This is a genomic window from Nautilia abyssi (assembly GCF_055388085.1).
In genome coordinates, this window is record NZ_AP042376.1 from 149743 (window position 1) to 172510 (window position 22768).

Below are 22768 nucleotides of genomic sequence, written 5' to 3' on the forward strand. Positions count from 1 at the left end.
TCGGTCCTTTTTTAAATTTGTAGCAAAACTTGTGCCAAATTATAGTAAAATAACATAAAAAAAGGAGATTTTATGAAAATAAAAGTTATACACGGTCCAAATTTAAACATGTTAGGTGTAAGAGAAGTGAATATATACGGTCCAATGAAATTGGAAGATATAAATAAAAACATGGAAGCGTTTGCTAAACAAAACGGTTTTGAAATAGAATTTTATCAGTCAAATCATGAAGGTGACATAGTTGACGCAATTCAGGAAAGCGTGAATGAAAACGTTGATGGAATTATTATAAATCCTGCGGCGCTTACACATTATTCTATAGCTGTAAGAGATGCGATTAAAGCTGTAAATCTACCTACAATAGAAGTTCATCTTTCAAATATTGCGGCAAGAGAAGAGTTTAGACAAAAATCTTTAATTTCTGATATCGTCGGAGGAACAATCAGCGGATTCGGTCCGTTTAGCTATCATTTGGGTCTAATTGCAATGATTCAAATTTTAAATGAAATAAAAATGGCTAAAGAAGCTCAGGCTAAAGCCCAGGCAGAGGCGGCTAAACAATAAGCCGCCGTTTTTTAAGGCCATATAATGGATTATATTGTAAATAAAGAAAATGAAATTTATTATGAATGCGGATGGAGCAGCGATAATGCCGTTTTTTTAAAGTTGGGCGATTACAGATATGTAATAACCGACGGTAGATATACATTAGAAGCAAAAGAAGAAGCCCAGGCCGAGGTTATTGAAGCCAGGGATTTATTAAAAAAGGCAAAAGAGCTTATTTTAAAACACAAAATTAAAAGAATAGTGCTTGACCCTTTAAACTGGGATATTGATTCCTACAGAAAACTTTCTAAAGTTGCAAATATAAAAGAAGAAAAATATTTTTCCCATAAAAAAAGAATGATTAAAACCGATCAGGAGCTTCATATTATAAAAAAAGCTGTTAAAAAAGGCGCAAAAGCTTTTGATGACTTTATTTCGGCTATAGATACTGGTATTGACGAATACGAGCTTTCTTACAGGTTTAAAGAGTTTCTGACAAAAAGAGGAAGAAGAGAGCTGAGTTTCGAACCTATAGTGGCAGTAAACGAAAATGCAGCTAAGCCCCATGCAAAAGTAAGTAATAAAAAGCTTAAGAAAAATGATCTTTTGCTACTTGATGCGGGTATTAAATATAAAAGATACTGTTCGGACAGAACAAGAACGGTACATATCGGTAAACATATCTCCATGAGTAAATATCAGAAATTTAAAGATAAAAAAATACAAAGAGTATACGACACCGTATTAAAAGCGCAGTTAAAAGCTATAGAAAATATAAAAATAGGCATGGAAATATGGGAACTTGATAAAATAGCAAGAGATGTTATCGCAAAAGAAGGGTTCGGTGATTATTTTGTTCATTCACTCGGGCACGGAGTTGGGCTGGATATACATGAATGGCCTTACGTAAATTCAAAAAACAGAATAAAAATACAAGAGGGTATGGTGTTTACCGTTGAACCGGGCATTTATCTTCCGGGAGAATTCGGAGTAAGAATTGAAGATATGGTTATGATTACGCATGACGGTAAAGTAGAAGTATTAAGCGAGTGGTAAAAAACAGGGGGATATTATGAGTATAAGCAAAATCAGAACGGTACTTTATAAAACGGCAAAATATTTAGGGGATGTGAATGCTATAAAAAGAGCAATAAAAAAAGGCGATTTCACTCCTATCATAAAAAGAATAATAAGAAGAATTTACGGATATATAGCCGGAAGAGGCATGCCTAAATAAAAAATGGAGTGTGGAAAGTTGGCAACTGAAAAAAACCGGAACAACAAAAATATAAAAATAATCAAAACCGTGTTTTTCCCGGCAAAAATCAAAAAAAGCAGGAAAAAAAATGCGGCTTTAATCGGAATAGGCTGTAATCTCGGCAACTGTATAAGAAGGTTTAAAAAACTGTATATTTTTTTACGGCAACATCCTAAAATAGATATTGTTCAGACTTCAATTATTTATAAAAATCCGCCTTTCGGGTATTTAAACCAGCCGGATTTTTATAATTCCGTAATGGTAATAAAAACAGATTTTTCACCTTGCGAGCTTTTAAGGTTTTTATTGTATACGGAAAAGAAATTCGGAAGGAAAAGAAGCTTTAAAAATGCGCCAAGAACGCTAGATTTAGATATAATATTGTATAATAATGTTAAAATAAATAAAAAAAGATTAATTTTGCCGCACCCGTATTACAAAAAAAGGGATTCAGTTTTAGTACCACTTGCATTAAAGGATTAAATTGAAACTAAAAACTTTTACCGCACCGACATATACAGAAGCATTGAATAAAGTTAAAGAAGAACTCGGAGATGACGTTGTTATTGTCTCAAGCAAGGAAATAAAGAAAAAAACTTTAACTTCTCAAGGGCTGTATGAAATAGTGGTTGCAATAGAAGAAGAAAATATTAAACCACGCAAAAACGTTACGAGTGACGAAGAACATGTAAAAGAAGTTATGCTTAAACTCAGCAGTGCGGCAAAAGAGATTTCTTCTCTTTCCGATGACGAAAAAAGTTATGAATACGCTTCACATACACAAAATACGGCGACAGCCGTACATTCAAATCCTTTAGGACCTCAAAAGAGCGAAGATATTATAGCTCTTAAAAACCAGATATCGCAAATAGCCGATACGCTTAAATTTTTACAGGCAACTGTATGGGATATGGTAAACAATAACGAATTGGAGCTGCCTCCAGAATTTAGTGAAATATATGCTCTTTCACGAGCAAGCGGAATGAGCGAAAAACATCTTGACGAAATAATGAAACTCACTATCAAATATATGCCTCTTAAAATGAGAAAAAACAGAGAAACAATAAAAAGATATTTTCATACGCTTCTAAAAAAAATGGTTCCGATAAGGGTAGAAAGGGAAGTAAGACCGCCGCATAAAAAAATAATGATGTTTGTAGGGCCTACTGGGGTAGGTAAAACGACTACTATCGCAAAACTTGCGGCCAGATATGCATATAAACTTTCTCAAAGACATAAAGTCGGAATTATTACCCTTGACACATACAGAATAGGTGCGGTAGAACAGCTTATGACTTATGCCAAGATGATGAGGCTGCCTATTGAAACAGTGGTTGATCCTAGCGATTTTGGAGATGCGCTGAATTCTCTCAGACACAATGATTATATTCTTATAGACACAGTCGGGAGCTCTCAGCACGACAAAGAAAAAATTGAAAAACTTAAGAGTTTTTTGAAAGTGGATACATTTGCCGAAATAAATATCAATCTTGTGTTATCGGCGGTTACAAAATATGAAGATTTAGTTGATATTTATAAAAACTTTTCAATACTGCCGATAGATACGTTTGTTTTTACAAAACTTGACGAAACAAAAACATACGGTAATATATTTTCGCTGCTTCTTGACACCAAAAAACCTGTGAGCTATTTTTCAATAGGTCAGGAAGTGCCGGATGATTTGATGGAGGCGGGGGCGGATTATTTACTAAAAGGTATATTAAATAAGGAGTTTAATTGAAAACTCAAGCAGACAAACTAAAAGAATTATTACAGACAGATAATATTAAACGCCCTAAGAATACACGTTTTATAGCGATAACAAGCGGTAAGGGTGGGGTTGGTAAAACCACAGTTACCGCTAACCTTGGATACGCGCTTCATAAATTAGGATTTAAAGTGGCTCTTTTTGACGCTGACATCGGTCTTGCGAATTTAGATGTTATTTTAAAGGTTAACGCTAAAAAAAATATTTATAACGTATTGAAAAACGAATGTTCTTTAAAAGATATAGTCGTTGAGATAGAAAAAGACTTTGTATTGATTCCGGGTAAGAGCGGGGATGAAATTATGGATTTTGCCGATGAGGTAAGTTTAAGCCGTTTTTTTAACGAACTGGAATTTTTAAATGATTACGACTTTTTCATTATAGACACTGGAGCCGGTATCGATAAAAAAGTACAGATGTGGCTTGATGCCGCAGATGATATAATCGTTGTAACGGTTCCGGAGCCGGCCGCAATTACGGATGCGTATGCAATGATTAAAATTATCAGTGAAAAGAAAGAACTTGCGTTTATGCTTTTAAATGAAGTTTCAAGTGAAAAAGAGGCTATTAATATTTTTACAAAAATAAAAAATGTTGCAAACAGCAATCTTAGCAGCGATTTCAGGCTGCAGATGATCGGATATCTTAAAAAGGACAAACTTGTTACAAACTCGTCTATTAAAAGAGTTTTGTTTGTAAAAGAAGATCCTCTCTCGGCTCCAAGCGAGCAGATTTTTAAAGTGGCAAGAAAGATAGCAAAAATTTCGGAACGAAAAGTGCTAGAAGAAGAAAAGGGCATTACTCGCTTTTTCAGAAAAATATTTTCAGGATTTTAAAGGTGAAAAATGAGAGGAGAAAACTTTATCTTTTTTTTAGCTTCTTGCGGATTTTTTATAGGTGTCATATTTTCTATACTGCATGAACTCGATTTCGAACATTTTTTATACGCAACTGTACTGATTACCGCATTGTTTTATTTACTGGGACTTGCCAGTGTAACGTTTTTTATTAAATATCTTGATATTAAAAAAGTAATATATTTTAACAAACACGAAATAGACGAAATATTGGATGTTCAGATAAAAGAATTAGAGAAAAAAGAAGATTTTATTCTTGAAAGTTATGAGTTTATTAAGCAGATTGAAGAAGAAGAATTACAAATCATAAAGAATAAATCATGACGCAGGTAATGAATAATCCTTATGAGGAAAATTTAAAAACATATAAAGACGAACTTGCGGTGGATTATATGCCTGCCGTAAAAGCAATGGCGGCCAGACTTAAAGAAAGGCTTCCTAGCAGTGTGGAGTTTAACGATCTTGTGTCTATCGGACTTGAAGAGCTTGTAAAGCTTGCAAGAAGATATGATCCGAAGCAAAACGATAATTTCTGGGGATATGCCCAAAAAAGAATATACGGAAGCATGCTTGATTTTCTTAGAAGTCTGGATACGGTCAGCAGAAGCGACAGAAAGATTATAAAAGATATTGAAAAAATAGTGGAAAGTTATCAGGCTGAATATGATGTTGAGCCTGATGACGAATATATTGCGCAGCAGCTTGGCATTGATGTTGAAAAAGTAAGGCGGGCTAAAAACGCCAGTGAAATATACAATGTGATGCCTATTGAAGAGCAAATGAATTTTTTTGAAAACGTAAGTATGAAAATAGAAGAAGAAGAGCTGATCGAAACAATTAAAAAGGTTTTAAAAAAAATGAGTGAAAAAGAACAGCTCATTATACAGCTTTATTATTTCGAAGAGCTTTCTTTAAAAGAAATAAGCGAAATTTTAGGTGTTACCGAAAGCAGAATTTCTCAAATTCATAAAAACGTAATTAAAAAATTAAGGAAAGAGTTAAATGGCTGATATTCTATCACAAGAAGAAATAGACGCTCTACTTGAAGTTGTTGAAGAAGAAGATATAGCACCGGACGAGCTTGATAAAGCGTCCGATATACTTGATAACAGACAGATAACGCTATACGATTTTAAAAGACCTAACCGTGTAAGCAAAGAACAGCTTCGTTCAATTAGAGCTATACATGATAAAATGGCAAGAAGTCTGGCAAGCGATATTTCTTCTTTAATGAGAAGTATAGTTGAAATACAACTGCATTCGGTAGATCAGATGACTTACGGCGAATTTTTGATGAGTCTTCCGAGTCCTACGTCATTTAACGTTTTTTCTTTGAAACCTCTGGACGGTAAAGGTGTTATAGAACTTAACCCTTCAATTGTTTTTCCTATGATTGACAGACTTTTAGGAGGCAGCGGAGCCCCTTTTGATACGACAAGGGAATTTACCGATATAGAACTGAATCTGCTTGATCAGATTTTAAAAGTAGTAACACAGAATATGAAAGAAGTTTGGTCTCCTATTATGGATCTGTATCCTATTGTTGAAGCAAAAGAGTCTTCTCCTAACGTAGTACAGATTGTTGCTCAAAACGAAATCGTTATTATGGTTATTATGGAAATCATAATAGGACAGACCAGCGGTATGATGAATATATGTTATCCGGTAATCACTATAGAATCTTTACTTCCTAGACTTGCAAACAGAGATTTGATGCTTAACGAAACAAGCGGAAGAAAATCAAGAAATAAAGAATTAAGAGCGCTGTTAAGAGGTGCTAAAATAGAGCTTGAGGCAGTTCTGGGATATGCTGAGCTTAATATGAATCAGGTTTTGGATCTTGAAGTCGGTGATATAATCAAACTGAACAGGCCCGCAGACGATACCGTTATTGTAAAAGTTGACGGCAGAGAAAAATTTGTGGCGGAATTTGGAGTCAGAAGATACAGAAGAAGTATAAAAATAAAAGAAATCCTAAAAACCGAACATGACGAAATAAAAGAAATTTTACAAAAACTGGAACAAAAACGTAAAGAAAGACTTGAACAGATAACATGAGAAGAAAGTGAATGAGTTTAAAGAACTGTTAATAAACGAAATAAAATCCACTATAGAAGGATTAATAGGAATAGCGCCTGAAGTTTCGGTGTTGTCCGAAACTAAAGATTTAGGTCCTACAAAGCCTCCTTATGCAAAAATTGTTATTAAAGTAAAACCTAAAGGGGAAATACTGTTCCTGGTTCCCGCAGAAGTTGCTACTGCTCTCGGTGATTTAATGTTAGCGGGTGAGGGTACTCCGAAAACTGAAATGAACGATGATGATTTAGACGCAATAAAAGAGATTATTTCAAATGTGTTCGGGGCGCTTAAAACAACTTTGGGCGCACAGGACAATATGCCGAATCTGGATTTTGAAATAACAAATGTGTTTTTTGTAGACAAAGAAGAAGACCTTAGCGAATACGCATATGCCATAAATATGGAATGTAAGGTAAATGATGTGGTTAAAGTTTGTCAGGTTGTGTTTGATGAAAACGTATATGACGAACTGATGCCTTCAAAAGCGGCTGCAGAAGCACAGCATCAGGCTAAACATCCGGATTTAAAAGGTGAAATGAAAAATCTTGAAATGCTTCTGGATATTAAACTGCAGCTGAGAGTTAGAATAGGCAGTAAAATTATGCTTTTAAAAGACGTAATAGGAATGGATATAGGAAGTATCGTAGAACTTAACCAGCTTGCAAAAGAGCCTCTTGATATTTTAATTGAAGATAAAAAAATAGGTGAAGGTGAAGTGGTGATAGTAGACGGAAACTTCGGTATTCAGATTACTTCGATAGGCAGCAGGGAAGAAAGATTAAACTCTCTTAAAAAGTAGTTATTTTTCAATAATCGTATTTCTTGTTTTTTTTGCTTCATATAAAGCTTCATCCGCTCTTTTATACCAGTTGTGATATGATTCTTCAGGCTGGTATTTGGTAAAGCCTATACTTATTGTTATATTGCCTACTTTGTCAAAAGTGTGTTTTTCTATCAGATTTTTAATTTTTTCAGCAAAAATTCTTTCATTTTCGTTGTTTTTCTGTGTGGAGATTATTGCAAACTCTTCACCTCCGATTCTATAGAATTTATCGTTGCTTCTGATGTTTTCAGATATTAGTTTAGTAAGTTCTTCTAACACGTAATCTCCCACCGGATGGCCGTAAGTATCATTTATTTTTTTAAAATGGTCAATATCTATGAGCATCAGATATGGTGAAAGTTTATTAAAGTTTTTCATGTTTTTTTTGATATCGGTATTGAATTTCTTTCTGTTAAATATCTGGGTTAGCTCATCCGTATATGAACTTTCGATGATCTGTCTGTCTTTTTTGTCAAGTTTTTTTATTATAAAATAGATAATTATATATGTAAAGATAAACAGTCCGAGAAGAATTAGATTAAAAATGAAACTTATTTTTTTAATAAAAGTGTATTCTTCTTCAAGAGGCAGAGTTAATGAAAGCAATGCCCTGATATGACCGATTTTTTCGTGAAAACCTGCTTTGTTTCCATACATTTTGATTAAATCTTCCGGAGCCAGATTAGGATTACTGTGGCATTTCATGCAAGACTTGTTGTTTGGTACTACCGGGATTGCGTAATATATATAATCTTTTCCGTTAATTTTAATTTTTTTTGAATAAATATCGATTTCTTTATTATTAAATTTTTTTAAAAGTTTTAATTCTTTTTTATTTGCCTTATTTACAGGGTTTCTTGGATTGTCTGAAGCAATTTTGTATTTTATTTCAGGAAGATGTTCTTTTTTTCTTAGTTTGTTATACTCTTGCAACGTATGCCTTGTTATAAATGTGGCAGACATTAATACCGGTGAAAAAAATTCTTTTGAAAGTATGTTTTGATGCTGTAGGGAATAAATAAATTTCTTTTGATATTTGTCTACGTAATTTTTTTGTGCCTGTTCGTATAAAAGTATGTTATGAAGTTTTTGTTTGTTTTGGTTAATGGCTATATCGTTAAGAATGTAATAAAAAGAAACTACAATAACACTATATAAAAATATAAACAATACGGCTATATAAATAAGCAGTTTTTTATTATGCGGGAGCATAAAGTTCCTTTATTGATATATATACCAATATATTAACATATTTATAATAAAAGAGGGTTAAGAAAGAAGGAAGTTTTATTTTTTAGTTTTCTTTTTAATTGGAGTTACTAAGAGGTTTATATAGTTTCCTTCAAGTTTCGGCTCATTTTGTTTTTCAGCTACATCGCTTATCATATCCCATACTCTGTTGATTACTTCAAATCCTTTTTCAGGCGTGGCAAGTTCTCTACCTCTTAAGAAAACTCTCAGTTTTACGTGTTTTCCTTTTTCAAGAAATTCTTTTATATGTTTTACTTTATAATTTATATCGTTTTCCTGGATTTTAGAAGTGAATTTGATTTCTTTTACTTCTATTTTAACCTGTTTTTTCTTAGCTTCTTTTTTCTTTTTTTCCTGTTCGTATTTGTATTTTCCGTAATCCATTACTTTAGCTACGGGAGGATTTGCATTAGGTGCCACTAAAACTAAATCCAGTCCTTTATTATATGCAATTTCAAGAGCTTTGTTTGAATCAACGATTTTAGGCTCACCTTCTCCGTCAACTAGTCTTACTCTGTCTGTTAAATCAACAATTTCTTCGTTAATTAGTACTTTATCTTCTTTTTTACTCATAGTTTAACCTCGCTTAAGTTTTTGATCATTTCCACAAATTCTCCTTTTGTCATTTTGTATTGTTCTCTTTTTTTTCTGTCTCTGATTGCAACTGTTTCAGTTTCAACCTCTTCATCACCGACTATTACAACATAACCGACTCTTCTTTTTTCTGCGTTTCTGATTCTTTTATTAAGTGAATCGTTGCTTGCAAATATTTCAGTATTAATATCGGCTTCAAGAAGCTCTTTTTGAAGCTTTTTCGCGTATTCTACGTGTGATTCTGAAATCGGCACGAATATAGCTTTTATAGGAGCTATGAATGTAGGGAATTCACCCGCATAATGTTCTGTAAGGATTGCTATAAATCTTTCAAAGCTTCCTATAATAGCTCTGTGAATCATTACAGGTCTTACTCTTTCGTTGTTTTCATCTACGTATGTGATGTCGAATCTTTCAGGCAGGTTAAAATCCACCTGTATAGTTCCGCACTGCCATTTTCTGCCAATTGCGTCTGTGATTTTGATATCGATTTTCGGTCCGTAAAACGCTCCACCGCCTTCGTCTATTCCGTATTCTCTGTTTAGGGAATTAAGAGCTTTTTTAAGTGATTCGGTAGCTTTTTCCCAAATTTCGTCGCTTCCGATTGATTTTTCTGGTCTTGTTGATATTTCCATTTCATAGTTAAATCCGAATCTTTCCATTATAGAGTCGACGAATTCAAGCACCTTAATAACTTCTTCTTCAATCTGGTCTGGTCTACAGAAGATATGTGCGTCATCCTGAGTAAACTCCCTAACTCTGAGCAGTCCGTGAAGCACTCCGCTTTTTTCATGTCTGTGTACTGTTCCGAATTCGAAAAGTCTAAGAGGAAGTTCTTTATAGCTTCTTACCTTATGACCGAAAATTTTTACGTGGGCTAAACAGTTCATAGGTTTAATTCCGTATTCGTCTGCAGGTTTTTCAGGATCGTCGTTTTCAATTTCAGTAAAGTACATATTTTCTTTGTAGTTATAATAATGTCCTGAAATTTTCCACATATGGCTTCTAAGAAGCTCAGGACCTCTTACAGGCAGATATTCGCGTCTAATGTGTGCAGAATAGAGCAGTTTTTCAAGGTTTGCCCTAAGAAGGGCGCCGTTTGGAAGCCATATAGGCATACCTGCTCCGACTTCTTCGTCAAACATCCAAAGATCTAATTCAGTTCCAAGTTTTCTGTGATCCCTTTTTGCAGCTTCTTCAAGCATTTTGAGATATTCCTGAAGTGCTTCTTTTGTGGCAAACGCTGTTCCGTATACACGGGTTAGCATCTCATTTTTAGAATCGCCTCCTAAATATGCACCGGATACTTTTTGAAGTTTTACGTTATGGAGGTATTTAGTGTTCGGCACGTGAGGGCCTCTACATAAATCTTCAAAATCTCCCTGTTTGTAAATGGATACCGTATCTCCCGGAATCATATCAAGAACGGCCTTTTTCAATTCGTCGTTTTTAAATTTTTCCCTTGCTTCTTCTTTAGAAATTTCGTATCTTGTAATATCGAATTTTTTCTTGGCAAGGGCTTTCATTTTCTTTTCTATGTTTTTTAAATCTTTATCGGTAATAGGAGTGTCTGTTTTTAGGTCGTAATAAAATCCGTTTTCGATTGTAGGGCCGACATAGAATTTAGCTTCCGGATAAAGTTCTTTTATAGCCTGAGCCATAAGATGAGCGGCAGAATGTCTGATTACTTCGAGTGCTTCGGGCGAATTGTCAAAATATACAGGCTCTCCGCCTTCAATGCCTTTAGCTTCCGCTGTTTGAAGATCAATTACCTGATCGTCGATTTTTAAAGCAATAACATCTTGTTGCATTAAAATTCCTTTTTATTTATTGAAGAATTAATTAAATGAGGATTGTTGATTTGTAGATATGAAGAAAATAGATTATTCAAGAGTCTCCTTATTTATTGCATTCTCCTTTTTTAGTTGAATTTTAGCTTAATAAAAATTTAATGTCAACACATAATCTCTGTAAGTATCAGCATAGAAATGAAAAAGAATAAAATAGGCCTTTTTATAATTTGAACTTATATTAAGTTTTATTTAAGTTTTGAGGTTTATAATTACGATGAAGGTTCGTTTATTTAAAATAAACTGAACCTATATTCATAAAAGGAGAAACTATGAGACGCTTTGCAAAGATTTTTGTAGCAGGTTTGCTACTTGCAAGTGTTAGCGTGACTGCAGCTTTCGCTGACTACAACAAAGGGTTTAAGTACTACCAAAAATATGTAAAAAGAATGAGCCACATTAAAGGTACTCAGTTCTTAAAAATTATTGGAGTACAAACACCTGACCAAATGAAAGCATTACTTAAAGATGATGCTAAACCTCTAATTGCAAAATTAGAAAAACTTGGTAAAAAGAAAGCTGCAAAAGCCATTGAGAAAATTGCTAAGAAACATAAACTTAAAGATTTACAAGATTTCTTAGTAGGTATGCTCAATGGTAAAATTCCTGCTGGCTGATAACGCTTAATAGGGCACAGGTTGTGCCTTACATTTTTAAATTAGTATTTTAGTGACAGACACTTATCTCTCAAAAGATAAAAAGAAACAGGATTTAACATCCTGCCGGAATTTTTCCTTCCATAATTCCTCTTAAAAAGTCATGAACGTCTTTTAATTTTCCTTTTTTTATAACTTTTTGCATTGCTTTTGCCGCTTTTTCCTCTCCAGCCGCTTTTAATTTTTCAATTAAAGGCTTACCGTTGTTTTCAAACAGTTTGTCTAAATCGTTAAGACTTTTTACTCCCAGAATTTTGATTAACTGAGTAGATTTTACTCCGGATTTTTTCTTTACGTATTTATTGTAATATTTGAACCCTTTGTTGTAATCTGCAGATGCAGTAGTAATAAAAAGTCCACCTGCTAATACTGCCGCTAATGCGATTTTAGAAATTTTCATAAAAGCTCCTTTTCTTTGTTTTCATCAAATTCTAATAAATAATTTTCACAATGATTAAAAAAAAGTTAAAATATAAGAAAAATTTTAATGTTGTTATAATTTTTGTTACTATCTTGGAACATGACCGTTTATTCATGTTTGCATTTTTTAAATTTATTGTGTAAAATAACAATCCTGCTTTGGAGGGGATGTGATCCTGGTGGACACCCCGGGCTTCAAACCCGGTGGGGCGGCAGGTGACTGTCTGCCCGGAAGGTTCGATTCCTTCCCCCTTCCGCCATTAATGGTATCTAAGTGTCTGTCACTAAAATATTCACTTATATTCTTTTTACTGAGGTGAAAATTTAATAAATAAATTTTTGGTAATAATTGCCCGGGTGAGTTAATGTATCAATGTATAATATTATGATGTTAAATGATAAAAATGTTTTCTGTTTACATAAGAAAGTGACAGACACTAAATAAAAGAATTATTAAAAAGAGGAAGAAATTATTCTCCTCTAGGAGCTCTTGGTCTTGCTTCGTTAACTCTAAGTCTTCTTCCTTGGAAGTCTTTACCGTCTAGCTCTTCAATAGCTGTATCAGCTCCGCTTTCCATTTCAACGAATCCAAATCCTTTGCTTCTTCCTGTTTCTCTATCATTTATAATTTTTACTGAGATTACTTCTCCATATTCTGCGAATACCGGTCTTAAATCGTCTTCAGTTGCTTGATAGTTAATGTTTCCTACGTAAATTGTTTTCATGTGATCTTTCCTAATTGTGAATTTTGCATCGACATTGTAACACCATTATGTAAAAAAAGCAAATAAATGTTAAAATTTCTAAAAAAAAGGAAACTTATGGATATCAAAAACAATTATTATGAATTTAGAAACGCTTTAACCAAAGGTGATACACAAAAAGCACAGGAGTATTTTCAAAAAGCTTTTAACGAAGCATTTGATTTGTATCAGATTAAACTTACCAACAATGAAAAATTTAATTTACTTGATGAAGACGAACTGTTTGCGGTGGTAGTGCTTGTCGATAATGCAATTGGATTTTGGAAAGAGGGAATGATAGAAGAAGGCACGGCTTTTTGTGAGAGTATGATCGATTTGATTGATTCTCCGAAATTAAAAGAAATGTTTAAAGGGTATTCTCTTGGAATGCAGTCGGGAATTGACGTTGATACTTTCTTCAGAAATTATGTGGATTTGAGTAAAGTAGATGAAGAATTCCCTCAGTTTTTATGTAATTTCAATGATAATATCAAGGAATTAATTAAATAATATTTAAATTTTTTTTCTTTTTCTATTATGTTATAATATTAATATAAAATTAAAAAAGTAGCGGCTTATGGAACACTTTGAATATAAACTCGGCGAAATGCTTCAATCATTGTCAGATTCCGGAATTATTAATAATCTAAATAATTCATTTAACAGCGAAGAGCAGATTATTAATTTTCTCGATCAGATTATAAATTCAACAATAGAAGGTCTTATAGTCTTTGACGAGAATAAAAAATGCATAAGAGCCAATAAGTCAGCCAGTTATATTTTTGGATACACGCCGGAGGAGATGATAGGCAAATTTGCTTTTGAATTTGTCGCCGACGACTCAAAAGAACTTGTGAAAAACAGAATTAAAATAAAAGACCAGTCTCCTTATGAGGCCTATATGGTAAAAAAAGACGGCACTAAATTTCCCGCCATGCTCAGAGGCAGGGATATATTGATTAACGGCAAAAAAATCAGAATTTCTGCAATTATAGATTTAAGCGAACTTAAAGCCAAAGAAGAGGAAATATACACTATAGCTTACTACGATAAACTTACCGGTCTTCCAAACAGACAGAAAATGATTGCAGATATGAATAAAATGGACCGTCTTCATTCATGTGTGATTTTTAATATTGATAAATTCGGACAGATAAACGATCTTTTTGGCTCGGCAATCGGTGATAAGCTTTTAATTAAGTTTGCTGAAGAGCTGAAAAATGAAAACACACATCCTTACAGAATCGGAGGTGATGAATTCGCAATACTATTTGACAGCAGTATTACTTATAAAGATTTAAAATTATTTATAGAAAAAATAATAGATAAAATAGAAAAAATGGAATTTCTTGCAGACAACGAACCGTTTCATATACATATCAGAGCAGGTGCGGCAATCAATAAACACAAGCTTCTTACTCACGCAGATATAGCGGTAAGGGAAGCCAAAAGAAAAAAAATCCCTTATCAGATATACGACGAGTCTCTGAAAATAGAAGAAAAATATAAAAAAAATCTCGAAATGACCGTTGCGATTCATAAAGCTTTGCAAAATAACGGAATACTCTGTTATTATCAGCCTATATTTAATAAAGACGGAGAAATTGTAAAATATGAAGTACTCGTCAGAATGAGAGACGAGAAAGGAAATATTGTTTTGCCGGGAGAGTTTTTGCCGATTGCAAAAACCACGAAACTGTATACGCAGATTACAAGACAGGTTGTCAGATGTGCCTGCAACAGTTTTGCGAGTATAGATAAAAGTTTTAATATAAATATATCGATTGATGATATCAATAATCCCGAATTGGTGGAATATATTATAAATACGATAAAAAAAACGGGAACGGGAGAAAAAATCGGTTTTGAAATTTTGGAGACCGAAGGTATAGAAAATTATGACATAGTAAAAAAATTTATCGATAAAGTAAAAGCGTTAGGAGCAACAGTAGCAATTGATGATTTCGGCAGCGGTTATTCAAATTTTAAACATATTTTTTCACTGAACATTGACTGTATAAAATTAGACGGCTCTTTGATTAAAGAAGTATATAAACAAAAAAAGAATTTAATAGTTGTTGAAACGATAATAAATTTTGCTAGTAAAATAGGTGCAAAAACGGTTGCGGAATTCGTATGCTGCAAAGAAGTGTTTGATGCCATAAAAAATCTGGGTATTGATTATTTTCAGGGATTTTATTTTGGCAAACCTTCTCCGGAAATTGTAAAAGGATGATTATGAATATCGGATATATCGTTGTAGGGGTTATAATAGTCGCAGCTGTTTTACTGTATAACTCTTTAATTTCAAAGAAAAACCAGGTCGAAAATATATACGGAAGTATTGACGCTCTGCTAAAAAAAAGAAGGGATCTGATTCCTAATCTGGTAGAAAGCGTAAAAGCGTATATGAAACACGAAAAAGAGGTATTGGAAAAAATAACAGAACTCAGAAGCAAAGCAATAAACGCTACGGATGAAAACGAACGTATGAATTATGAAAACAAGATTTCTTCAATGCTCGGTAAAATTTTGATAAATGTTGAAAATTATCCTGAACTTAAAGCCAATGAAAACGTAATGAATCTGCAGATAACATTAGCCGAAATAGAAGAACAGATAAGCGCAGCAAGAAGGGCTTACAACCAGGCTGTTACTGATTACAACAACGCAATAGAAATGATTCCGACTAATTTTATAGCTAAAATAATGGGATACAAAAGAAAGAGCGTGTTTGAAATAAGTGATGAAGAAAGAAAAAACATCAACGTAGGCGATCTTTTTAATAAATGACACTATCAGGTTTAATAGAAGAATATTATAAAAATCCGTATATTCAAGAACTTGATAAAAAAAGAAAAAGTATTGTTTTAAATTTAAAAATTGTTTTGTTTGTATTAACGGCGGTTTTGTTTGTTTTGATTTATTATCTTAAACCGGATTTTGTCGGTATTATTCAGCTGGTAGCGGTTGAAGCCGGTGTTTTTGCCGTTTTGTATTATCTGATAATTAAAAATTACAGGCGGGAATTTAAAGAAAAAGTTGTTTATTCCCTGGTGTCTTTGTTCGGTGATAATTTCAAATATTTTCCGGAAGATAAAATAAACAGCGTAAAATATGATTTAAGCGGACTTTTTTTAATTCCTTACGATAAATATGAAGGCGAAGACTATGTAAAAGGCAGCTTAAAAAACGTAGCATTTGAGTTTTCCGATATACACACTGAATATAAAACGACAGATTCCAAAGGAAGAACACAGTGGCATACGATTTTTAAAGGAACGTTTTTTTTGAGTGAATTTAACAAGTCTTTTAAAGGTATAGTACTTGTTTATCCTGATTACAGCGAAAGATTTTTGGGATCTGTCGCAAATACTTTTCAAAAGTTTAATTCCAACGGTCTTGAATTTGTCAAAATGGACAGCCCGGAATTTGAAAAAGAATTTAAAGTATATTCAAACGATCAGATTTTAGCCAGGTATGTGCTGAGCACTTCGCTTATGGAAAAAATTCTTAAATTTAAAAAAGCCGTAAACAGGCCAATTTATCTTTCATTTAGACACAACATGATGTTTGTGGCAATAAGCGGAAATAATAATTTTGAACCTCCCGTTTTTAAATCGCTGAGTGATTACGGATATGTGGAGAATATGCTTAAAAGCTTTTATTATATTGCGAAGCTTGTTGAAATGCTTTCACTGGAAAGAAAAATTTGGAAAAATTTATAAAGATGTCCTTATATTCGTATTAATCCTTAAGCTGAATCCGAATGGCGTGGTTAAAAGTAAAACCGCTCTTTTATTTCCCGGATTTTTGGTCAGTTCGGAGTGGATTTTCAGCAAATCTTCTTCATAGTTTTCGCCTATTTGTCTTTGAATTACGGTAATTTCATCTTTAACGGCGCCTTTTTCCTCTTTGGCTTCTTCCAGACTCATAAGTTTACGGCATGTAATTCTTAAAAATTCTCCGACTTTGTCCACCTGTGCTTTTATGGCAATTGGTTCGTCGAGGTTGAATTCGTTTAGTTTTTCCAGATCCCTCTCAAATATCATTACATCAAGCTTGCCGTGAAAATCCATAAGGGTTGCAATTGCAAATTTGTTTCCTTTTTTGGAAATTCTCACTTTCATTGCGTCTATTTTTCCTACAAACAGCGCTTCCTGGGAAATTATCTCTTCTATTTCGCTTGATAGGTTGTAGTTTATACCCTGCATTTTGTCTTTATACGGATCTAACGGATGGGCTGATACGTAAAATCCGAGTGTCTGATATTCATATTCAAGAAGCGTTTTAATGTCGAATTCAACGGTATTCGGAATGTCCAGATGTTCGTCGATTTCTTCATTTTCCTCCATATCTGCAAAAAGTGAAAATTCGTGGTTGATTGCGTTTTTCTTTTCTTCTATACGTTTTTTGAATTCAAGCATTTCTTCAACACGGCTGAGCATTGCTTTTCTGCTTAAACCGAAATCATCCATTGCCCCGGCTTTTATCAGCTGTTCGAGTACTTTTTTATTAACTTTGCTCGTATCGACTTTAAGAATAAAATCTTCGATGCTTTCATAAGGTCTGTTGGCGACAATGCTCTCAATTGCTTTGCTTCCGACTCCTTTAATGGCGCTGAGTCCGAAGAGAATTTTGTCGTCAATAGGTGTAAATTCGGCATTTGATTTATTGACGTTCGGAGGCAGGACTTCGATTCCCAGAACTTTAGCTTCTTCAATGTATTTGGCTATTTTATCAGTGTTTTCAGCTTCGAAAGTAAGAAGTGCGGATAAAAATTCAGTCGGATAATATGTTTTGAGGTATGCGGTCTGATATGTAATCATTGCATATGCGGCTGAGTGCGATTTATTAAATCCGTAGCCTGCGAATTTTTCGATTAATTCGAAAAGCGATTTGGCGTTATCATAAGAAAAGCCTCTTTTTTGAGCCCTCTGGGCGAATTCTTCGGCGTATTTTTTCATTAAATCGAATTTCTTTTTACCCATCGCCCTTCTGATAATATCTGATTCACCGAGACTGAATCCGCCTATCGCCTGAACTATCTGCATTACCTGTTCCTGATAAACGATAACTCCGTATGTCGGTTCGAGTATCGGTTTGAGGGCTTCTTCAAATTCGTCAAAAAAGTAGCTTATAGGTTTTCTTCCGTGTTTTCTGTCTATGTAATCGTCAAGCATTCCGCTGTCCATCGGTCCCGGACGGTAGAGGGCCAGCATAGCGATTATGTCTTCGAAATTAGTAGGTTTTAATCTTTTGGCTAGATCCTGCATACCGTCTGATTCTATCTGGAACAGTCCCAGCGTATGGCCTGACTGTATGAGTTCAAACACTTTCGGATCGTCTAACGTAAGCAAATCTATATTTATATCTTCGTTTTTGTTGTTTTTAACGTTTTTTACGGCCCTGTCTATTACCGTCAGCGTTTTAAGACCCAAAAAGTCGAATTTAATTAAATCAACAGGTTCGAGATAATTTAGCGAATACTGCGTAACAATCGTATCGTCGTGTTCATCCTGTTTGTAAAGAGGCGATTTTTTCCACAGCTCCTCGTCGCTTATAACCACACCAGCGGCATGCATTCCGGTGTTTCTTTTAAGGCCTTCTAAATGCTCTCCGAATGAATATAGACGGTTGTACAGAGGGTCTTCTTCCGTGATTTCAACTATTTTGGGCTCGAGTTCTTTTGCTTTTTGAAGCGTTATTCCCAGCTGGTCAGGTATAAGCTTTACAAACCTGTCGGCTTCGGAATAGTCTATTTCAAATATTCTCGCCACATCCCTTAATACACCCTTAGCAAGCAGGGAACCGAATGTAATAACCTGTGCAACGTTTACCTTTCCGTATTTTTCACGGACGTATTCGATAATTTCCCCCCGTCTTTCCTGACAGAAGTCCATATCGATATCGGGCATGCTCACCCTCTCAGGATTCAAAAATCTCTCAAAAAGAAGCCCGTATCTTAACGGGTCGATATTAGTAATCTGTAAAGAATACGCCACTAGCGCACCGGCCGCACTTCCCCTTCCGGGACCTACGGGGATTTTTCTTTTTTTGGCTTCTCTTACAAAATCCCACACTATGAGCATGTATCCAGGGAATTTCATTCTTTTGATAATGTCTATTTCGTAATCGAGTCTTTTTCTGTATTCTTCATGCTGATTTTCCGGGATGTGTTTCAGTCTTTCTTCAAGCCCTTCTTTACATTTGTATTCGAAATATTCCACATCGTTATCGATATCAAGCCCTTCCGCCGCCGCATACTCTTTTGTAAATTTAAAAGTAGGGGGTGTCGGGTTACCAAGAGGTATTTCAAGGTTTATGGACTCCGCAAGTTTATCTGTGTTTTCAACTGCTTCGGGAAGATCCGAAAAAATATTTTCAAACTCTTCAACGCTTCTGAAATAATTTTCTTTTACCACCGGGCGTCTGTGCAGATCGTCAAACCTTTTGTTGTTTTCTATACACTCAAGGGCGTCTTTGTAAATATAATCCATTTTGTTAAGGAAAAATATGTTTGATGACGCAAGAAGAGGTGTGTCCGTTTCTTTTGAAAGGGTGATCAAATCGTTTTCAATCAGTCTTTCTTCTTCGCTGTCCCTGGTTATTTCAAGGTAAATTTCATTTAAATCTTTTTTATATTCTTCAAGGATTTTTTTTGCCTTTTCTATTCCTTCGGCGCCATTTAATACGTTTTGTTCGTTAAAAACATTTAAATGAAACCCGATTTCGGAATCAAGCATCGGAAGGATAAAACAAAGGCCTTCTTTGTTTTTCACAATCTCTTCATACGGCAGATACGGTTTATCTCCGTGCATGTTGTAAAGATATGAGATGGAGCTTAAATACATAAGATTGTCGTATCCGGTTTTGTTTTTGGCTATTAGAATCAGTCTTGATATTTTTCCGTCTCTTACAATGCTGACATCGCTTCCGATTATAGGTTTTATTTCACTGGCCCTGCATGTTTCATAGAAATCAATGGCGCTGAACATATTGTCGAGTTCCGTTATGGCAAGCGCTTTATAGCCGTATTCTTTGGCTTTTTTAACGAGATCTTTTATTTTAACGGTGGAATGAAGAAGCGAATAATCGCTGTGGATATGGAAAGGTGTCAAGACAGTCCTTTTTAATGAAATTTTAGCATATTATGCGCCGCAGGCAGCAGGACCGCCTTTCCAGTATTTTTTTTCAAGTTCAAGGAATTTTTCTTTTTCGCTTTCGTCCATAATTCTTTCGCTGTATTCAAAATCCAGTCCCATCTGATTAAGAGGCTGCTTAACGGAATTTATAAGCTGCTCTTTTATAGGAATGTTTGCAAAAGGCCATGCAAACGTAGCTGTTACTTTATTACCGTCGATGTCGATATCCTGTAAAATACCCAGATTTACCAGGCTTGTAGCGATTGCGGGATGCTGAACGTTTTCAATTGTCTGGATTATTTTAAAAAAGTCCATTTTAATCCTTTTTTTTCGAATTTTATCATAATGAATATTATATAATTATCAAAAAGGAAATTATATGTCAAAATTTTTTCTTCTTATTGCGGTTACGCTGTCTCTTTTTGCTTCAGATTTAGACTTTATGCTTAATAAAAACGAAGCAGTCAAATATTACAGGTATGTTTGCGCAAAACAGGAAACCAAGGCTTTAATAAATTTATTAAGAAAAACGGTTGCGGATGAAAGATTTGCTAATTTTTCAGAACTTTTTGAAAGCGGACGTGCAAAAGTTTATTCAGTTTCCCTTTTAAAAGAATATCTTAATGTTCTGGAAAAATCTCAAATACTCAAAGAACTTGATGCAAAAAACGGATATCTGTATCTGGATTTAAGCAGTAATTTGAGAAAAAAAATTCTAAAAAGTGTCAATTCTATTGGTTTTTTTGAACTTTATCAGCATGCTTTTACTCTTATTCCAAAATTAAAGTCTTCACATAACGTTAAGCCTATAGGAGAGATTGAAAAATCTTTTGTATTTTTGAGTGAAAAATATATCAATGACCTTTCAAAACTAGGTTTTGATCAAAATACAATCAAAAAGCTTGAAATAATCAACAAAAATCTTAAACATAACGCAAAATTATATAAATAAAGTATAATTTCATTAAAAAAAGGCTTTGAATGCAGGACAAAATCAGGAACTTTTCTATCATAGCCCATATCGACCACGGCAAAAGTACGCTTGCCGACAGACTTATAGAGTTTACGGGCGGTGTGAGCGAAAGGGAAAAAGAAGACCAGCTGCTTGACAGTATGGATATAGAAAAAGAAAGAGGTATTACCATTAAAGCCCAAAGCGTAAGGCTAGAATATAAAGGGCATATCCTAAACCTTATCGACACGCCGGGGCATGTTGACTTTTCTTATGAAGTCAGCAAATCTCTTAAATCCAGTGAAGGTGCTCTTTTGGTGGTGGACGCTACGCAGGGAGTCGAGGCGCAGACGCTGGCGAATGTCTATATGGCCGTTGAGAATGATCTCGAGATTATTCCTGTAATTAACAAAATCGACCTTCCAAGCGCAGAGCCTGAGAGAGTTGCGGAAGAAATCGAACAGACTATAGGAATAGACGCAAGCGACGCAATACTCGTCAGCGCCAAAACGGGAATAGGAATAGAAGAGCTTCTTGACGCTATCGTAGAAAGGGTGCCGGCTCCGAACGGTGACCCGGAAGCTCCTGCCAAAGCACTTATATACGACAGCTGGTTTGATAATTATTTAGGAGCTGTATGTTTAGTCAGAATGTTTGACGGATCTATTAAAAAAGGCCAGGAAGTTTTAGTAATGGGAACGGGTAAAAAACATAAAGTTTTGGATCTCTATTATCCGCATCCCGTTAAAAAACTGAAAACAGACGAGATTAAAACGGGTGAAATAGGCGTTGTCGTAATGGGGCTTAAAAACGTGGCCGATATCAGGGTAGGCGATACCATAACAGATGCCAAGAATCCGGCAGAGGAACCTGCGGACGAGTTTGAAGAGGCAAAAAGTTTCGTATTTGCAGGTATTTATCCAATCGATACCGATAAATACGACGATTTAAGAGACGCTCTTGAAAAACTTCAGTTAAACGACGCTTCCATTACGTTCGAACCTGAAACTTCACAGGCTTTGGGATTCGGTTTCAGGGTAGGATTTTTAGGTATGCTTCATATGGAGGTTGTAAAAGAGAGACTTGAAAGAGAGTTTGGAATAGAACTTATCGCAACGGCTCCGAGCGTTACTTATAAAGTTAAACTTACAGACGGCAGCGAACTGGAAATAAGCAACCCGAGCGAGCTTCCGGCTCCGAATAAAATAGATAAAATTTACGAACCTTACGTAAAAGCCACAATTCTTACACCTAGTGAATTTGTGGGGAATTTAATAACGTTTCTTAATGAAAAAAGAGGAGTTCAGGTAAAAATGGACTATCTCTCTCCTGAGAGGGTGCTGCTTGAATATGAAATACCTCTGAATGAAATAGTTACGGATTTTTACGATAAACTTAAAACGCTTACCAAAGGATACGCAAGTTTCGATTACGAACCTATAGGCTACAGGGAAGGAGACCTTGTAAAAATGGATATCAGGGTTGCCGGAGAGCCTGTGGACGCTTTAAGCGTAATTGTTCCTAAAGACAAAGCCGAAAGAAGGGGGCGCGAGCTTATCAAGGTTATGAAAGAGCTGATCCCGAGACAGCTTTTCGAAGTTGCAATCCAGGCAAGTATAGGCAATAAAATTATCGCCCGTGAAACGGTAAAAGCTCTAAGAAAAGATGTAACCGCCAAATGTTACGGGGGAGATATAAGTAGAAAAAGAAAACTTCTTGAAAAACAGAAAAAAGGTAAAAAAAGAATGAAAGCGATAGGAAAGGTTAATATTCCTCAGGAGGCGTTTTTAAGCGTACTGAAGATAGATTAATCTATATTTTTAAGG

At 34.7% G+C, this 22768-nt stretch carries 24 protein-coding genes and 1 tRNA gene; 18 read left to right on the forward strand and 7 right to left on the reverse strand.

Going from position 1 to position 22768, the window contains the following annotated elements:
• The first annotated feature begins 72 nt into the window (after nt 1-72).
• The 10 genes from aroQ to fliY are packed head-to-tail and all read left to right on the forward strand — an operon-like array spanning nt 73 to nt 7307.
• On the forward strand, nt 73-564 hold the full coding sequence (gene aroQ, locus ACZ5EP_RS00710; protein WP_127681237.1) for a type II 3-dehydroquinate dehydratase: 492 nt from the start codon (nt 73-75) through the stop codon (nt 562-564).
• Nucleotides 565-588: 24 nt separating this feature from the next.
• Nucleotides 589-1602: a M24 family metallopeptidase gene (locus ACZ5EP_RS00715; protein WP_464509021.1), complete on the forward strand. Its 1014-nt coding sequence runs from the start codon at nt 589-591 to the stop codon at nt 1600-1602.
• A 16-nt stretch (nt 1603-1618) separates the two neighbouring features.
• Complete coding sequence (locus ACZ5EP_RS00720) at nt 1619-1783, forward strand: hypothetical protein (RefSeq protein ID WP_168175725.1); 165 nt, start codon at nt 1619-1621, stop codon at nt 1781-1783.
• Nucleotides 1784-1786: 3 nt separating this feature from the next.
• On the forward strand, nt 1787-2287 hold the full coding sequence (gene folK / locus ACZ5EP_RS00725) for a 2-amino-4-hydroxy-6-hydroxymethyldihydropteridine diphosphokinase (protein WP_127681235.1): 501 nt from the start codon (nt 1787-1789) through the stop codon (nt 2285-2287).
• A gap of 1 nt (nt 2288) precedes the next feature.
• Complete coding sequence (gene flhF / locus ACZ5EP_RS00730) at nt 2289-3545, forward strand: flagellar biosynthesis protein FlhF (protein WP_464509023.1); 1257 nt, start codon at nt 2289-2291, stop codon at nt 3543-3545.
• Complete coding sequence (locus ACZ5EP_RS00735; protein WP_464509025.1) at nt 3542-4408, forward strand: MinD/ParA family protein; 867 nt, start codon at nt 3542-3544, stop codon at nt 4406-4408. The genes flhF and ACZ5EP_RS00735 overlap by 4 nt, the downstream gene beginning before the upstream one ends.
• A gap of 9 nt (nt 4409-4417) precedes the next feature.
• Nucleotides 4418-4753: a hypothetical protein gene (locus ACZ5EP_RS00740; protein WP_464509026.1), complete on the forward strand. Its 336-nt coding sequence runs from the start codon at nt 4418-4420 to the stop codon at nt 4751-4753.
• Nucleotides 4750-5439 (forward strand): RNA polymerase sigma factor FliA, encoded by a 690-nt coding sequence (locus ACZ5EP_RS00745; protein ID WP_127681231.1) that lies wholly within the window; start codon nt 4750-4752, stop codon nt 5437-5439. Before ACZ5EP_RS00740 ends, ACZ5EP_RS00745 begins: the two co-directional genes overlap by 4 nt.
• Complete coding sequence (fliM, locus tag ACZ5EP_RS00750) at nt 5432-6487, forward strand: flagellar motor switch protein FliM (protein WP_464509029.1); 1056 nt, start codon at nt 5432-5434, stop codon at nt 6485-6487. The genes ACZ5EP_RS00745 and fliM overlap by 8 nt, the downstream gene beginning before the upstream one ends.
• A 7-nt stretch (nt 6488-6494) precedes the next feature.
• The gene (gene fliY, locus ACZ5EP_RS00755) at nt 6495-7307 is read left to right on the forward strand and encodes a flagellar motor switch protein FliY (RefSeq protein ID WP_127681229.1); all 813 of its coding nucleotides are present in this window, start codon (nt 6495-6497) and stop codon (nt 7305-7307) included.
• Here the strand turns inward: fliY and ACZ5EP_RS00760 are convergent, their stop codons facing one another.
• From ACZ5EP_RS00760 to thrS, 3 genes are all read right to left on the reverse strand, one after another.
• Entirely contained in the window at nt 7308-8543 is a 1236-nt protein-coding gene (locus ACZ5EP_RS00760) for a diguanylate cyclase (RefSeq protein WP_464509030.1), read from the reverse strand.
• A 75-nt stretch (nt 8544-8618) separates the two neighbouring features.
• Nucleotides 8619-9155, reverse strand: a complete 537-nt coding sequence (gene infC / locus ACZ5EP_RS00765) for a translation initiation factor IF-3 (protein WP_127681227.1) — start codon at nt 9153-9155, stop codon at nt 8619-8621.
• Nucleotides 9152-10987 (reverse strand): threonine--tRNA ligase, encoded by a 1836-nt coding sequence (gene thrS, locus ACZ5EP_RS00770; protein ID WP_464509032.1) that lies wholly within the window; start codon nt 10985-10987, stop codon nt 9152-9154. The genes infC and thrS overlap by 4 nt, the downstream gene beginning before the upstream one ends.
• 311 nt (nt 10988-11298) lie before the next feature.
• Here thrS and ACZ5EP_RS00775 point away from each other — a divergent pair, with 311 nt between their 5' ends.
• Complete coding sequence (locus ACZ5EP_RS00775; protein WP_127681223.1) at nt 11299-11643, forward strand: hypothetical protein; 345 nt, start codon at nt 11299-11301, stop codon at nt 11641-11643.
• Between the two features lie 94 nt (nt 11644-11737).
• On the opposite strand, the gene ACZ5EP_RS00780 is transcribed toward ACZ5EP_RS00775, so the two are convergent.
• Complete coding sequence (locus tag ACZ5EP_RS00780) at nt 11738-12082, reverse strand: hypothetical protein (protein WP_127681221.1); 345 nt, start codon at nt 12080-12082, stop codon at nt 11738-11740.
• A gap of 181 nt (nt 12083-12263) precedes the next feature.
• Between ACZ5EP_RS00780 and ACZ5EP_RS00785 the strand changes: the two genes are divergently transcribed.
• Nucleotides 12264-12362, forward strand: a tRNA-Sec gene (locus tag ACZ5EP_RS00785).
• A 210-nt stretch (nt 12363-12572) separates the two neighbouring features.
• Here the strand turns inward: ACZ5EP_RS00785 and ACZ5EP_RS00790 are convergent.
• Nucleotides 12573-12827: an RNA recognition motif domain-containing protein gene (locus tag ACZ5EP_RS00790; RefSeq protein WP_015902068.1), complete on the reverse strand. Its 255-nt coding sequence runs from the start codon at nt 12825-12827 to the stop codon at nt 12573-12575.
• Between the two features lie 96 nt (nt 12828-12923).
• On the opposite strand from ACZ5EP_RS00790, the gene ACZ5EP_RS00795 reads away from it, so the two are divergent.
• The 4 genes from ACZ5EP_RS00795 to ACZ5EP_RS00810 all read left to right on the forward strand — a co-directional run bounded on the left by ACZ5EP_RS00795 (nt 12924) and on the right by ACZ5EP_RS00810 (nt 16573).
• Complete coding sequence (locus tag ACZ5EP_RS00795; RefSeq protein WP_127681219.1) at nt 12924-13355, forward strand: DNA polymerase III subunit alpha; 432 nt, start codon at nt 12924-12926, stop codon at nt 13353-13355.
• Nucleotides 13356-13422: 67 nt separating this feature from the next.
• The gene (locus ACZ5EP_RS00800; protein WP_464509033.1) at nt 13423-15081 is read left to right on the forward strand and encodes an EAL domain-containing protein; all 1659 of its coding nucleotides are present in this window, start codon (nt 13423-13425) and stop codon (nt 15079-15081) included.
• A 2-nt stretch (nt 15082-15083) separates the two neighbouring features.
• Nucleotides 15084-15638, forward strand: a complete 555-nt coding sequence (locus ACZ5EP_RS00805) for a LemA family protein (RefSeq protein WP_464509034.1) — start codon at nt 15084-15086, stop codon at nt 15636-15638.
• The gene (locus ACZ5EP_RS00810; protein ID WP_464509035.1) at nt 15635-16573 is read left to right on the forward strand and encodes a DUF3137 domain-containing protein; all 939 of its coding nucleotides are present in this window, start codon (nt 15635-15637) and stop codon (nt 16571-16573) included. Before ACZ5EP_RS00805 ends, ACZ5EP_RS00810 begins: the two co-directional genes overlap by 4 nt.
• Here ACZ5EP_RS00810 and dnaE read toward each other — a convergent pair.
• Nucleotides 16568-19966 carry a DNA polymerase III subunit alpha gene (dnaE, locus tag ACZ5EP_RS00815; protein ID WP_464509036.1) on the reverse strand — a complete coding sequence of 1133 codons (3399 nt, stop codon included), beginning with the start codon at nt 19964-19966 and terminating at the stop codon, nt 16568-16570. The genes ACZ5EP_RS00810 and dnaE overlap by 6 nt on opposite strands.
• A gap of 30 nt (nt 19967-19996) precedes the next feature.
• Nucleotides 19997-20305, reverse strand: coding sequence for an iron-sulfur cluster assembly protein (locus ACZ5EP_RS00820; protein WP_127681209.1), 309 nt, complete (start codon nt 20303-20305; stop codon nt 19997-19999).
• Nucleotides 20306-20369: 64 nt separating this feature from the next.
• Here ACZ5EP_RS00820 and ACZ5EP_RS00825 point away from each other — a divergent pair, with 64 nt between their 5' ends.
• Together ACZ5EP_RS00825 and lepA are read left to right on the forward strand one after the other, a co-directional pair.
• Nucleotides 20370-20942, forward strand: a complete 573-nt coding sequence (locus tag ACZ5EP_RS00825; protein WP_464509038.1) for a hypothetical protein — start codon at nt 20370-20372, stop codon at nt 20940-20942.
• Nucleotides 20943-20971: 29 nt separating this feature from the next.
• On the forward strand, nt 20972-22753 hold the full coding sequence (gene lepA, locus ACZ5EP_RS00830; RefSeq protein ID WP_464509040.1) for a translation elongation factor 4: 1782 nt from the start codon (nt 20972-20974) through the stop codon (nt 22751-22753).
• The last annotated feature ends 15 nt before the right edge of the window (nt 22754-22768 follow it).